General features: G+C 71.6%; 12 protein-coding genes and 1 tRNA gene. 6 read left to right on the top strand and 7 right to left on the bottom strand.

What is annotated here, in order from left to right; genetic code table 11:
• Positions 1-226: 226 nt before the first annotated feature.
• Positions 227-919 carry a methylated-DNA--[protein]-cysteine S-methyltransferase gene (locus tag MRBLWS13_RS05910; protein WP_349428096.1) on the bottom strand — a complete coding sequence of 231 codons (693 nt, stop codon included), beginning with the start codon at positions 917-919 and terminating at the stop codon, positions 227-229.
• A gap of 209 nt (positions 920-1,128) precedes the next feature.
• Between MRBLWS13_RS05910 and MRBLWS13_RS05905 the strand changes: the two genes are divergently transcribed.
• Both MRBLWS13_RS05905 and MRBLWS13_RS05900 read left to right on the top strand, forming a co-directional pair.
• On the top strand, positions 1,129-4,893 hold the full coding sequence (locus tag MRBLWS13_RS05905) for an AAA family ATPase (protein WP_349428997.1): 3,765 nt from the start codon (positions 1,129-1,131) through the stop codon (positions 4,891-4,893).
• Positions 4,880-5,080 carry a hypothetical protein gene (locus MRBLWS13_RS05900; protein ID WP_349428095.1) on the top strand — a complete coding sequence of 67 codons (201 nt, stop codon included), beginning with the start codon at positions 4,880-4,882 and terminating at the stop codon, positions 5,078-5,080. The genes MRBLWS13_RS05905 and MRBLWS13_RS05900 overlap by 14 nt, the downstream gene beginning before the upstream one ends.
• A 72-nt stretch (positions 5,081-5,152) precedes the next feature.
• Here MRBLWS13_RS05900 and mscL read toward each other — a convergent pair whose 3' ends face one another.
• The 3 genes from mscL to MRBLWS13_RS05885 are packed head-to-tail and all read right to left on the bottom strand — an operon-like array spanning position 5,153 to position 6,520.
• Entirely contained in the window at positions 5,153-5,563 is a 411-nt protein-coding gene (mscL, locus tag MRBLWS13_RS05895) for a large conductance mechanosensitive channel protein MscL (protein WP_349428094.1), read from the bottom strand.
• A gap of 43 nt (positions 5,564-5,606) precedes the next feature.
• Positions 5,607-5,906 (bottom strand): FmdB family zinc ribbon protein, encoded by a 300-nt coding sequence (locus MRBLWS13_RS05890; RefSeq protein WP_349428092.1) that lies wholly within the window; start codon positions 5,904-5,906, stop codon positions 5,607-5,609.
• Between the two features lie 17 nt (positions 5,907-5,923).
• Positions 5,924-6,520, bottom strand: coding sequence for a 5-formyltetrahydrofolate cyclo-ligase (locus tag MRBLWS13_RS05885; RefSeq protein ID WP_349428091.1), 597 nt, complete (start codon positions 6,518-6,520; stop codon positions 5,924-5,926).
• Between the two features lie 76 nt (positions 6,521-6,596).
• On the opposite strand from MRBLWS13_RS05885, the gene galU reads away from it, so the two are divergent.
• From galU to MRBLWS13_RS05865, 4 genes are all read left to right on the top strand, one after another.
• Positions 6,597-7,484 carry a UTP--glucose-1-phosphate uridylyltransferase GalU gene (gene galU / locus MRBLWS13_RS05880; protein WP_349428090.1) on the top strand — a complete coding sequence of 296 codons (888 nt, stop codon included), beginning with the start codon at positions 6,597-6,599 and terminating at the stop codon, positions 7,482-7,484.
• A gap of 23 nt (positions 7,485-7,507) precedes the next feature.
• Positions 7,508-8,137, top strand: a complete 630-nt coding sequence (locus MRBLWS13_RS05875) for a GNAT family protein (RefSeq protein ID WP_349428089.1) — start codon at positions 7,508-7,510, stop codon at positions 8,135-8,137.
• A gap of 122 nt (positions 8,138-8,259) precedes the next feature.
• On the top strand, positions 8,260-9,285 hold the full coding sequence (locus tag MRBLWS13_RS05870) for a large exoprotein (RefSeq protein ID WP_349428088.1): 1,026 nt from the start codon (positions 8,260-8,262) through the stop codon (positions 9,283-9,285).
• 66 nt (positions 9,286-9,351) lie between these two features.
• Positions 9,352-9,427: transfer RNA gene (locus MRBLWS13_RS05865), tRNA-Ala, on the top strand.
• A gap of 110 nt (positions 9,428-9,537) precedes the next feature.
• Here the strand turns inward: MRBLWS13_RS05865 and MRBLWS13_RS05860 are convergent.
• From MRBLWS13_RS05860 to MRBLWS13_RS05850, 3 genes are all read right to left on the bottom strand, one after another.
• Positions 9,538-10,899, bottom strand: coding sequence for a hypothetical protein (locus MRBLWS13_RS05860; protein WP_349428087.1), 1,362 nt, complete (start codon positions 10,897-10,899; stop codon positions 9,538-9,540).
• An 81-nt stretch (positions 10,900-10,980) separates the two neighbouring features.
• Positions 10,981-12,045 (bottom strand): NAD-dependent epimerase/dehydratase family protein, encoded by a 1,065-nt coding sequence (locus MRBLWS13_RS05855; protein ID WP_349428086.1) that lies wholly within the window; start codon positions 12,043-12,045, stop codon positions 10,981-10,983.
• Entirely contained in the window at positions 12,045-12,872 is an 828-nt protein-coding gene (locus tag MRBLWS13_RS05850) for an MTAP family purine nucleoside phosphorylase (protein ID WP_349428085.1), read from the bottom strand. Before MRBLWS13_RS05850 ends, MRBLWS13_RS05855 begins: the two co-directional genes overlap by 1 nt.
• Between the last annotated feature and the right edge of the window lie 27 nt (positions 12,873-12,899).

Here is a 12,899-nt window from a genome sequence, read left to right as displayed (position 1 = left end):
ACTTTACCACCCGGGGCACCGCGCACAGGTGGTCCGGGTCTCCCCGGTGGGCGCGATGAAGCGCCCCGGACACGATCATCGCACCGGGCCTCCGCGCGGCGCCGACCGTGGGATCTGCTCGCCCGCCACCGCGCCCGGGCTCGGAGACGGCGGGCCTACCCCACATCGATCGGGAATGCGAGGCCCGGGCGGACACTCCGCCCGGGCCTCGCGGCGCGCGGGCGGCCTACACGCCCGCCGCCGGCTTCGCGCCGACCGGCGCGGCGGGGGCCCCGGCGCCGGTCGCGTCGGCCCCGCTCGGCGCGTCGGACGCCGCTTCCGCGTCGGTCGCGTGGGCACCGCTCGGCGCGGGGGGAATGCCTGGCCCCTGCTCGAGCTCGATGAGGAACCGCTTCAAGTCGGGCCGCCCGCCGTACTCGCCGAGCGATCCGTCGGCACGAACCACCCGATGCACCGGGACCACGATCGAGAACGGAGTGGTCGCACACGCCGTGCCGACGGCCCGGGCCGCGCGAGCGGTGCCCGCCATGACGGCCACTTCGCCGTAGCTCGCCGTCTCGCCGTAGGGGATGTCGCACACCGCCTCGAGCGCCGCGTGCGTGAAGCCGCGGACCAGCCGCCAGTCCAGCGGCAACTCGAACCCGCGGCGTTCGCCCTCGAAGTACTCGTCGAGCTGCGCGATCGCGACATCGAAGACGCTGTCCGCGGCTCGTGTGCGGCGCGAGGAAGGAGACGAAGCATCCGTCCCCTCGTCAGGAACCGGCACTGCGCGCAGCTGCAGCGCGACGCGTTCGATCTCGGTGCGCAGGGGGCCGTCGAAGGGATGGAGAGTCACGATGCCATCAGCGGTCGTGACGATGAGGATGTCGCCGATCGGCGACGGGTGGACGCGGAAGCGAGGCGGTTCCTCAGGGGTCATGCGACCATCCTGGCCCCGTGCGCCGACGCGGCGGAGGCGTCGGAGCGGGATCTGTGGGATGCCGCGTCGCACCGCATCCTGGGGAGGAAGGGGAGCTCGATGCCCGATCGCGTCGCGTCCAATACCGCGAAACTCAGGTCCATTGCAAGTGACCGGCGGACGTCGCCTTTAGGGTGGCACGTGTGTGGCGAGCAGAACGGAGCGCCGTGCTGGGCCCAGCAGACGCCGAGCGCGGGTATGACGTGACCCCGGGCGATCTGGGTCTCGCCGAACCCGACGTCGCCGTCGTGCACGTCGCCGAGTCCGAGCGCGACCGGCTCCGCCTGCAGTCCGCCGCCCTCGGCGGCAGGTCGACGCTCCTGCACTTCACGGACGGCGAGGACGCGTCCATCGAGATCACGAAGGCGCACCCCGGCAGCCTGCCCCAGTTCATCACCGGGCGCTCGACGCTGCTGTCGAACCTCTTCCGCGACGAAGTCGCGCTGCGCAACGCAAGGCTGGCCGCTGAGCGCATCACCGCGAAGGACCAGGAGCTCCGGACGACGCGCGGGCTGGATGCCGTGCGCCTGGCCGTCGGCCTCGCGACCTGGCGTGTCGGCGGGATCAGCTGGAGCGCGCCGGTGCTGCTGCGGCCGCTCGCGATCCGCCGTCATCACGGCGACTTCGAGCTCAAGCTGCACGGCACGTTCTCGGTCAACCCCGAACTGGTCCGAGCGATGCGCAGCCACTTCGGCATCATGATCGACGCCGGCGGTCTCGCCGCCCTCGCCTATGAGAACGGCGTCTTCAAGCCGCAGCCGGTGATCGACCACATCCGTGCCCTGACGGCATCCATCGACAGCTTCGCGGTGAAGCCGCGCCTGCTCGTGTCGAGCTTCGCCGACGTGGGCGGTGACATGGCGCTCGACGCATCGAACCTCGATCACCGTGTGCTCAACGCGCTGGCCGGCCACGTCGCCGACCGCGAGTCGCTCACGCTCCACCGCCGCGGACCCGTGCCCACGAGCCCCGACGAGCGCCCGCCCGCCGCCGACATGCTGCTGCTGGATGCCGACTCCGAGCAGGAGCGCGTGCTCGCGCGGGTGACCGACGGCCAGTCGCTCGTCGTCCACACGCTCCCCGGCACCGGCGGCACCCAGACCGTGATCAACGCCGTCGGCGCCCTCGTGCGCGACGGCAAGCGGGTGCTGGTCGTGAGTGCCCGGCGCTCGACGCTCGACGGCGTGCGCCATCGGCTCGCCGGCATCGGGCTCCCGGGGCTGGCGGTCTCGCCAGACCGTCTGCAGCGCGATCTCATCCGTGCCATCGGCCGCAACGAGAAGGCCCAGGCGCCGAAGGTCTCCGACATCGACGACGCGCTCGTGCGCCTGCGCGGCGTGCTCCGCGACTATCGCTCGGCGGTGACCGCGCAGCATCCCGCGTTCGGGGTGTCGGTCCTCGACATCCTCCGCGAGCTCGCGCAACTGGCAGCGGGCGGCGTCGCACCGGTGACCGAGGCCCGCTTCGATGCCGAGGCGCTCGCCAACCTCGCCACGACCCGACAGGATGCCGCGGCCAAGCTCGCCGCCGCCGCACGGCTCGGCGAGTTCCGGTTCGGTCCTGACGACTCGCCCTGGTACGGCGTGACCTTCGCGACCGTGGAAGAGGCCCGCGGCGCCCACGGGCTCGCCGGCAAGCTGCACCGCAGCGACGTGCCCACTTTGCTCGAGCGCGGCTACGAGCTCATCGCCCAGACGCGCATGCGTCCGTTCCGGACGATCGCAGAACTCGGTGTGTACCTGCGCCTGCTGCGCGGCATCCGCGACTCCCTCGACCGATTCAGCCTCACCGTCTTCGAGCGGCCGCTGGGCGAGCTGATCCAGGCGCATGCGCCGCGGCGCGACGCGCCCGACATGACCGGCGCCAACCGTCGCCGACTACGCCGGTTGTCGCGAGAGTACCTGCGCCCCGGCGTCCACGTGCCCGACATGTACGAGGCGCTCGTGCGCATCCAGCAGCAGCGCACCGAGTGGCAGCGGTACGTCGACACGGGCGTGACGCCCGAGCTGCCGCTCGGCCTCGCCGATGTGCAGGTCGCATGGCAGCGCGTGGACGCCGAGCTCGCCGAACTCGACGCCGCTCTCGGCCGCAGCGAGGCCGACCGGCTCGCGACGCTCCCCGTCAAGCAGCTGGTGCGCACGCTCGCCGGCCTTGCCGCCGACTCCGACGTGTTCGACAACCTCAAGGAGCGCGCGACGCTGCGCACCGAGCTCGCCGCGATGGGCCTCGAGCCCCTCCTGCTGGAGCTGTCGGTGCGGCACGTGCCCGAAGACCAGGTGGCCGCCGAGCTCGAGTACGCCTGGTGGCAGTCCGCGCTCGAGTTGCTGCTGCGCACCGACCGCGCCGTGCTCGGCGCGAACACCGCCGTCGTCGATCGGCTGGAGCGCGACTTCCGGCTCGTCGACGAGGCTCACGCCTCGGCATCCGGCCCCCTTCTCGCCGCCCACCTCGCCACGCAATGGCGCATCGGGATCGTGGACCACAAGAACGAGGCCGACGGGCTGAAGCAGGCGCTCAAGCGCGGGGCGATCACCCCCGCCGAGCTCGCGACGGTCGCTCCGGTGCTCTCGCGCACGCTGGCACCGGTGTGGCTGGCGTCGCCGTACGAGGTGCCGCGCATCCCCGACGCTGTGGGGTTCGACGTCGTGATTCTGGCGGATGCCGGCGCCCTGTGCCTCGCTGAGGCCGCGCCGGCGCTCCGCCGGGCCGGGCAGGTCGTCGCGTTCGGCGATCCGGTCACGCAGAAGCCCACGCCGTTCCGCGTCGCCGCCGGATCCGCGGTGTCGGGCGCCACCACGCCGCCTCAGAACAACGGGACCGTTGCCACCGCCGCAGCGGCCCCGGCCGACCGGCCGGAGGACGACGAGGTGCCCTTCGATTCGACGAGCGTGTTCGAGCGCCTCGCCGAACTGCTGCCAGTCGAGACGCTCACCCGCAGCTACCGCGCGGGCGGCGAAGACCTGGCGGCGCTCGTGAACGACGCGTTCTACGGCGGCGAGCTCGTGTCGCTGCCCTGGGCGGGTTCGTACCTCGGACGCGGCAGCCTCGCCGTCGACTACGTGGAGGGCGGCCACGGCACGCCCGACCCCGTCACCGGGGCCGTCGAGAGTCCCGACTCCGAGGTCGCCCGCGTGGTGACTCTCGTGGTCGAGCACGCGGTCAACCGGGGGAGCGAGTCGCTCATGGTCGTGACCGCGAGCGCGCGGCACGCCGAGCGGATCCGCGCCGCCGTCGAGGCAGCCTTCGCCGGGCGCTCCGACGTCGCCGACTTCGTCTCGCGCGACACCGCCGAGCCCTTCGCCGTGCTGACCCTCGAGGAGTCGGTCGCCGAGAGCCGGGACCGCGTCGTCTTCTCCCTCGGCTTCGGCCTCACCAAGCACGGCCGTGTGCTGAGCGACTTCGGCGACCTCTCGTCGCCCGACGGCGAGCGGCTGCTGACCGTCGGCATGACCCGTGCCCGCCGCTCGATGGTGATCGTGTCGTCGATCCGGCCCTCGGCCTTCGACGACGGACGCCTCGAGTACGGTGCCGCGACGCTCATGACGATCCTCGGCGGCATCGCCGCGCGCTCACGGGAAGCGCGCCTCGAAGATCTCGCCGATCCGCTGACCCGCGGCCTCGCCCGTGAGCTGCGCCGCGCCGGACTCTCAGTCGACGTGCACTACCGCGGCCTGCTGCCGCTGGTCGCGCAGTACGACGGCAAGGCGGTCGTGGTCGAGAGCGACCCAGAGACGATCGGGGAGTCGCTGCGCGAGTCGTTGCGCCTGCGCCCGCAGATCCTGCGGCGCCTCGGCTGGCACTACGTGCGCGTGCACTCGTTCGACCTGTACCGCGACCCCGCCGACGTCGCGCAGCGCATCGCCGCGATGCTCGGCGTGCCGCCCGACGCGCCGCGGGTCGACAACGAGACCCAGCCGATCGATGTCGTCGAGTGACCGCCAGCGCATCGAGCGGGTCAAGGGCTCCCGGCGGGCGAAGCTGACGCCCGCGCCTGGAACGAGCGCCGAGCCCGTCCCGGGCGACGACGAGACGGATGCCGCCACCGCGGCGCCCGACGCGACCCCCGGGTCAGCGGGGCCGAACGACGAGCGCCTGCGGCGCGACGTCCCCCCGCATTATTAGAACCGGCCGCGTTTCGTCTCGCTCGTTCCTCGCTCGCTCAACGACCGGGTGCGTTTCGCGCCGCGGAGACGCTCAGGACTTCTGCTTCTCCAGGATGTCGCGGATCTGCACCAGGATCTCCTGCTCGGTCGGCAGCTTCGGCTCCTCATCGGCCTCGGTGAGGCCGGCCTTGGCGGCTGCCCGCTCCTTGAGCACATTCATCGGGTGCACGAACACGAAGTAGACCACGATCGCGACCGCGAAGAAGGCGATGATGGCGTTGATCAGGTCGCTGATCGGGAACGTCACGGGTCCCCATAGGCCGTTCACAGTGATGCCGATGTTGCCGTTCTCGTCCGGCTTCCAGACGAGCGCGATGATCGGATTGATGATGCTCGACACGATCGCGTTCACCACTGCGGTGAACGCCGCGCCGATGACGACGGCGACCGCGAGGTCGATGACGTTGCCGCGCAGGATGAATTCTTTGAAGCCCTTGATCACGCGTACCCCCTGGGTGTCCGCCCGCGCCGGGGGCTCCGGACGATCAGGATCCGGGCGACGCGGGTGAGGCCTTCGCCTCGGACTTCGATGATGTCGAAGTCGACGAGGAGGCGCCACTCGACGCATCCGCGCCGCCGGTCGCCGGGGCTCCACCGCTCTTCGCGCCGGCGCGCGAGTCGGTGCGGTAGAAGCCCGAGCCGTTGAAGGTCACGCCGATCGAGCCGTACTCCTTGCGCAGCGCGCCGCCGCACTCGGGGCATTCGGTGAGGGTGGGGTCGGCGAAGGACTGCACCGCGTCGAAGCGGTGGCCGCACTGCTTGCAGGCGTAGGCGTAGGTGGGCATGGCTCTCTCGGTGGGTGTCAGCGCCGGCTGGGCGCGAGGGTGATGGTGCGCGTGGGCGTGACGACGCCGGTCACGGGCTGGTCGAGTTCGTCGCTCGGAACCTCGTCGACGAACTCGGAGTCGAAGACGACGGCGTACACGGGCGGGCAGCGCTCCATCGATCCGAGGGTCTTGTCGTAGAAGCCGCGGCCCCATCCCAGCCGCATGCCGTTGCGGTCGACCGAGGCCGCCGGGATGACGAGCAGGTCGACGTCGTTGACCGCGATCGGTCCGAGCAGCTCGCCGACCGGCTCGGGGAGTCCGAACATGCCCTCGGCGATATCGCCGTCGGCGGTCGCGACGGCCCAGTCGAGGAGGCCGTCGGTGCGCGTCACCGGAAGGAGCACGCGGATGCCGCGGGCCACGGCATCCGTCACGAAGGAACGCGTGCCCGGCTCGGTGGTGGTCGACAGGAAGCACGAGATCGATCGCGCACCGTGCTCGGCGACGAGGGTGTCGAGCTGAGCGTGGACGCCGGCCTCGGCGTATTCGCGCGCCTGCGGTGTGATCAGCTGGCGGCGCTCGCGCAGCTCGGCGCGCAGTGCGCGCTTCGCATCGGCGATGGCGTCGGACATGCAGTCGATTCTACGGCGCGCGTGACACGGGTCGGTGCGCCCGTGCCGGGTGGTCCGTGCCACCTAGACTCGGGGGATGCCCCACACCTCCATCAAAGCTGTCATCCCGGCCGCAGGTCTCGGCACGCGCTTCCTCCCCGCCACCAAGGCCATGCCCAAAGAGATGCTCCCCGTTGTGGACAAGCCGGCGATCCAGTACGTCGTCGAAGAGGCGGCGCAGGCCGGCATCGAGGACATCCTGGTCATCATCGGACGCAACAAGAACGCGATCTCGAACCACTTCGACTCGGTTCCCGAGCTCGAGGAGAAGCTCAAGGACAAGGGCGACACCGACCGCCTGCACCGCGTGCTGGAGTCGAGCGACCTCGCCGACATCCACTTCGTGCGCCAGGGCGAGCCGAAGGGTCTGGGCCACGCCGTGCTGCGCGCCAAGGCGCACGTCGGCGACTCGTCGTTCGCGGTCATGCTCGGCGACGACCTGATCGACGAGCGCGACCCGCTCTTGACCACGATGATCGCGGAGCACGAGCGTACCGGCGCGGCGATCATCGCGCTCATGGAGGTCGACCCCGAGCACATCCACCTGTACGGCGTCGCCTCGGTCGAGTCGACCGACGGCAACGGCGTGGTCAAGGTGAACGGCCTGGTCGAGAAGCCCAGCGCCGAGGACGCACCGTCGAATCTCGCGGTGATCGGCCGCTACGTGCTGTCGCCGAGCGTGTTCGAGATCCTCGAGCGCACCGAGCCCGGCAAGGGCGGCGAGATCCAGCTCACCGACGCGCTGCAGGAGCTCGCGGCGGACCCCGACGGCCCCGGCGTGTACGGGGTGGTTTTCCGTGGCCGCCGCTATGACACCGGCGATAGGGTGGACTACATCAAGGCCATCGTGCAGCTGGCGGCGGATCGTGACGATCTGGGTCCCGCGCTGCGTCCCTGGTTCAAGGATTTCGCGGCGAATCTCTGACGCCGCCCGTTCGAGGGAGTCACGTGGATCTGTCGGCTCCTCGTCGGCACGGGTCGGTGGCGATCCGCCTCGTGAAGCAGCGCGACGCGCGCGTGCTGCAGAACGAACTGCTGTCCAATCGGGGCTGGCTTCGGCCGTGGGAGGCGACCAGCCCCGATGGGCCGGTGTCGTTCGACATGCGGATGGGTGTGCGCCGGCTGCTCCAGCAGTATCGCGACGGCGCCGGCGTGCCGTTCGTCATGGAGTACGACGGTGAGGTCGCGGGCCAGCTGAACGTCTGGGGCATCGCGCGCGGCTCGCTCGCATCGGCCACGATCGGCTATTGGGTGAGCGAGCGGTTCGCGGGCCGGGGCATCACGCCGACTGCCGTCGCGCTCGCCACCGACATCTGCTTCTCCGAGTTGCGGCTGCACCGCATGGAGATCTGCATCCGACCCGAGAACCGTGCGAGCCTGCGCGTCGTCGAGAAGCTGGGCTTCCGCTACGAAGGGCTCCGCCGCCGGTTCATCCACATCGACGGCGACTGGCGCGACCACTACGCGTTCGCCCTCGTGCGGGAGGACGTCCCCGAGGGCGTCCTGCAGCGCTGGATCTCGGGCCGGGCGCCCCAGGACGCCGCGACCGTCCCGCCCACGGATCGCTTGCACGCGTAGGCGATACGGGTCGCGCGACGCCCTTTCCCAGGTGAGCGCGTCGATTCGGGCCGCCGGCTGGTGTTGAGGGACACGCCAGCGGATGCCGGGGCGACCGGCATCCGTCGCATACCGTGGTCTGCATGGGTGGGCAGGTGTGGGGCGGGGGAGTCATCGTTCTCGTCGCCGTGGGCTTGTGGCTCGTCTATCTGCTGCCGACGTGGCACAGCCGCCGCCAGTTCGACGCGGCAGAGCGCAACGCCGTCCGCCTGAACCAGGCGCTGCGCGTTCTCGCCGAGACGAGCGAGACGCCGGAGGAAGTGCGCCTCGAGTTGAACGCCCGCACCGCGGCCGCACAGCAGCGGCTCGCGAAGCGCGCGCTCGCCGAGCGCGAGCATGCCGCCCTCGAAGAGGCGCGGGTCGACCTCGAGCGTGCACGCACCGAGCGCGAGGTGGCCGAGGCCACTGCACGTCTCGAGCGCGAGCGGGCTCGCACCGAGCGCGTCGCCGCCGAGGCAGCTGCTCGCGTCGACCTCGAGCGCGCTCGCGCCGAACGCGCGTCGGCCGAGGCGGCCGCACGCGCCGAACTGGCCGCCGCGCGGGCGATTCCCGCTGCGCGCCGCGCGCGCGTGCGTCGCGCCTTCCGTCTTGTCGCCACCCTCGTCGGGCTCGGCGGCCTCGCCGTCGCCGGCTGGGGCGTGTTCGAGACGCTCACCGCGGGGGCGCAGACGCTGCTGTGGCTGGGCGTCGGTCTCGTGATGGCGTCGAGCATCACGCTTCATCGCCTGTCCCGCGTTGCGGCGCGTGCCGTGGCGCGGGAGACGGATACCGCGCCGCGCCGTGCCGCCGTACTGCAGGATGTTGCGCTCGAACGCGAGCAGCGCGCCTGGGCGCCGCGCGACCTGCCGCGGCCGCTCACGGCGTCGGCGGGATCGCGTGCCGCAGCCGTGCTGGATGCCGAAGCCGCTCGCGCGGCCCTGCGCCAGGCCGCGCTCGAGCAGGCCATGCTGGCCCGCGCAGAAGCCCAGAAGCCGCCGTCGATCGACACGGCGCGCACGGCCCGCACGGCCTCGGCCGACTCCGAATACGCCCGCATGGGGTACGTCGACGACGCCGAGATCGAGGCCCACGTGCGGCAGCTTCTCACCCGTCGCGCAGCCGGCGAATAGGCCCTCCGCGGGGCCCTCGTCGATTCGGGACGCACCTCGAACCGTGATAGTGTTTCTGAGGTTCACGGGCCTGTAGCGCAGTTGGTAGCGCGCCTCGTTCGCATCGAGGAGGTCAGGGGTTCGATTCCCCTCAGGTCCACCACAAGAAGGCGCCCGTCACGTCGGGGGCCTTCTGCTTTTCCCCGGCTGTGCAGCGTTTCGCGCGGTCGCGCCTGAGGTGTACGCCCCCCGGGCAGACTTCGCACCTGATGCCTACCATCGTGTGTAGAACAGCGTCTGCACGACGATCGCGAACGATGCCTGCACGATGAGTCCGGTGCGCCGCCAACGCTCGGGCAGCAATGCGGTCGCGAGGAGCATCCACGGCACGAACGGCAGCCAGATGCGCTCCACCTCGGCACGGCTCATCTGCGACAGCGTGGCCGCGATGCACATGCCCAGCCCAGCGGTCGCGAGCAGAGCGATCCGGCGGCGCGCACGTGCATCGTCGTCCGTGCCGTGAGCCGCCCAGTCCACGAGGGCGACCCCGAGGCCGGCGCCCACCCACGGCCCCGCGCTGATCGCCACCGCGGCGAGGTTCGCCCATGTCCAGTAGGCGCCCGGGCGGTCGCTCGCGATGCCGTCCCAGTACCGCTGCTGCAGCACCGGCAAGGCTTCCCACCAGGCGAAGCCGGCGAGGGCGAACGCGCCGATCACGAGCACAGCGCCCGCGATCGCGAACGGCAGCGGCCGCCACGCCCGTGCCAGCAGCAGCACCGTCACTGCCAGCACTCCCAGCAGTGGCAGGCCGTACGAGAGCATGACGCAGTATCCGTACAGCAGGCCGGCGACGAGTCCAACGAGTGCCTGCGCAACGAACCGGCGCGAGGTCGCGGCGACGGCGAGCAGAAGCGTCGCCCAGGCAGCGACCGCCGCGAACATCGCGTCGGCCGAGACGCTCATCCAGATCGCGGCCGGACCGACGGTGAGGAACGGCGCTGCGCGCCGGGCGTACGTCTCCGCGCCGAGCCGGCGCGCGGTCGCCATGACGGCGACGGCCGTCGAGCCCGCGATCACGGTGATGACGGCGCCCGCTGCCAGAGCGCTGCCGAGACCGAGGGCGACCAGAGCGACGAAGAACAGCAGGGCTCCCGGCGGGTGCCCCGCGATGTGCACCGGCCAGTTGTCGGCGCTGTCGAGAGGGATGTGCTCGATGTAGATGCGCAGTGTCTGCCCCAGGTCGGTGACCTGGCGGGCCGTGCCCAGATACTCGGAGGTGCGGTCGAGGATCGCCCCGACGCCGTCGAGCCCGTAGACGGTCGCCAGGCTCAGCATCCACGCCACGCCGTAGGCGTAGACCACCGCCAGAAGCCTCCGCCACGACCAGTGCATCGCCCGCGGCGCGTAGACCACCGCCAGCACGGCGAGGAGCATCGCGGCGGGTGTGCCCGGGCCGATCCGCAGTACGAGTATCGAATGCAGCGGAGGGAAGGAGCCCGCGCGGACGTCCCAGCCGGTGAGCGCCGGCACAGCGATGGCCGCGACCACGAGCACCACCGTCGTGACGAGCCCGGCGAGGGCCGCGCGTTCACGGGTTCGCGTCTTCGCGGGCGCGGGCGCGATCGTCTCGCTCACGATGCGATCTCGCTCACGATGCAGCCTCGCGCACGATGCCGACTCGCGCACGATACCGCCTCTTTCACGATGCCGCCTCTTTCACGATGCCGCCGGATCGCGCAGCGGTGCGCGGGCGAACTCGCGCATGCCGTCGGCGAAGCCGACCCGCGCGCGCCACCCGAGCTCGTCGCGCAGACGCTGCGAGGAAGCGGTGATGTGCCGTACGTCGCCGAGTCGGTAGCCGCCAGTGATCACGGGGGCGGGCCCGCCGAAGGCGTCGGCCAGCGCGTCGGCCATTTCGCCGACCGTGTGCACTTCGCCGCTCGCGACGTTGAACGGGCGGGCGGTGCCCGCGCCGGCGGAGGCGGTCCAGTCGATCGCCGCGAGGTTCGCCGCGGCGACGTCGGACACGTGCACGAAGTCCCGCCGCTGTGCGCCGTCTTCGAGCACGGTGGGCGCCAGGCCCGCCTCGAGCGCCGAGCGGAAGAGCGAGGCCACGCCCGCATACGGGGTGGCCTGCGGCATCCCGGGTCCGTACACGTTGTGGTAGCGCAGCAGCGCGCCGTGGCCGCCGGTCTCGCGCGCCCACGCTCGCACCAGGTTCTCCTGCGCGACCTTCGACGCCGCGTACACGTTGCGGGGATCGAGCGGTGCGGACTCGTCGATGAGCTCGGGAACGAGAGCCTCGCCGGTGCGCGGCGAGATCGGCTCGAATCTGCCCGCCGCGAGGTCGGCGAGGTCGCGGGGCGGTGCCGCGATCGGGCCCTGCCGGTCGCGGTAGTTGCCCTCCCCGTAGACCACCATCGACGACGCGAGCACGAGTCGCCCGACCCCGGCGCGCGCCATCGCCGCGAGCAGCACGGCGGTGCCGAGGTCGTTGGAGCGGACGTAGTCCGGTGCATCTCCGAGATCCACGCCGAGCCCCACTTTCGCGGCCTGGTGACACACGACGTCGGCACCCTCGACCGCGGGTGTCATGGCGTCGGCGTCCGTCATGTCGGCGCGCACGAACTCCGTGCCGGCCGGTGCCGCAGCATCGACGGGATGCACGTCGGGGCGAAGGCTGTCCAGCACTCGCACACACCAGCCCGCGGCGATCGCCTGGGCGACGATGTGCGTCCCGATGAACCCGGCACCGCCGGTGACGAGCAGCGTCTCCGTCATCACGCGACCGGGAGGGCGAGCACCCGCGCCGCCGCGGCGGGGTCGATGAGCTGCCGCGGCCGGAAGTCGGCCGGCAGACGCCGAACGGCATCGGCGATCGTGCCAGTGAACCGGTCTCGCGCGGCCGTCAGCCGTGCGAAAACGGCTCCGGCCGTCACCGCCTCGTCGTCGGAGTGGTGGCCGACATCGGCATCCGTCACGAACGAGAGGCTGGCGTAACCCAGGCCGAGCTCCGCCGCCAGCGCCGCCTCGGGGTATTGGGTCATGTTCAGGATGTCGGCGCCCAGCAGGCGCCATCCCCGCGATTCGGCTCGTGTCGAGAAGCGAGGGCCTGGGATGACGAGGGTCGTGGCGGTCGACGCGAAGCGCTCGCCGCGCGCGGTGAGCGCCTCGCACAGCGCGGCGCGCATCACGGGATCGAACGGGTCGGCGAACGCGAGGTGCTGCACTTCGGCGCCGTCGAAGTACGTGTCGGCGCGGCCGCGGGTGCGGTCGATGAGCTGATCGGGCACCGCGAACGTGTCCGCGGGCAGGTCTGGCGTGATGCTTCCGACGGCGGAGGACGCGAACACCGCTCGGACGCCGACGGATGCCAGCGCCCACAGGTTGGCACGGTAATTCACACGGTGCGGCGCGATGGCGTGTTCGGCGCCGTGGCGCGGGAGGAAGGCGACCTCGACCTTGCCGAGCGTCCCGATCCACAGCGGCGATGAGGGCGATCCGTAGGGGGTCGCGACCTCGAGCGTCCGCGATCGCTCCAGGAGCGTGTACAGCCCCGATCCGCCGATCACGCCGATCCTCGGGCCCTGTGCGTCGATCTCACTCACGCCCCCAGCTTGACAAGACGATGCCGG

The sequence above is a fragment of the Microbacterium sp. LWS13-1.2 genome (genome assembly GCF_040144835.1).
Lineage (GTDB): Bacteria > Actinomycetota > Actinomycetes > Actinomycetales > Microbacteriaceae > Microbacterium.
The sequence above is the reverse complement of the archived record's forward strand: the minus strand, read 5'-3'. Positions and strand labels throughout refer to the sequence as shown.

Excerpts from the sequence above, each read along its gene's own strand:
- MRBLWS13_RS05890 (WP_349428092.1), bottom strand. The coding sequence starts at position 5,906 with ATGCCCACCTACGCCTACGCCTGCAAGCAGTGCGGCCACCGCTTCGAC.
- MRBLWS13_RS05900 (WP_349428095.1), top strand. The coding sequence starts at position 4,880 with ATGTCGTCGAGTGACCGCCAGCGCATCGAGCGGGTCAAGGGCTCCCGG.
- MRBLWS13_RS05855 (WP_349428086.1), bottom strand. The coding sequence starts at position 12,045 with ATGACGGAGACGCTGCTCGTCACCGGCGGTGCCGGGTTCATCGGGACG.
- MRBLWS13_RS05910 (WP_349428096.1), bottom strand. The coding sequence starts at position 919 with ATGACCCCTGAGGAACCGCCTCGCTTCCGCGTCCACCCGTCGCCGATC.
- MRBLWS13_RS05885 (WP_349428091.1), bottom strand. The coding sequence starts at position 6,520 with ATGTCCGACGCCATCGCCGATGCGAAGCGCGCACTGCGCGCCGAGCTG.
- MRBLWS13_RS05870 (WP_349428088.1), top strand. The coding sequence starts at position 8,260 with ATGGGTGGGCAGGTGTGGGGCGGGGGAGTCATCGTTCTCGTCGCCGTG.
- galU (WP_349428090.1), top strand. The coding sequence starts at position 6,597 with ATGCCCCACACCTCCATCAAAGCTGTCATCCCGGCCGCAGGTCTCGGC.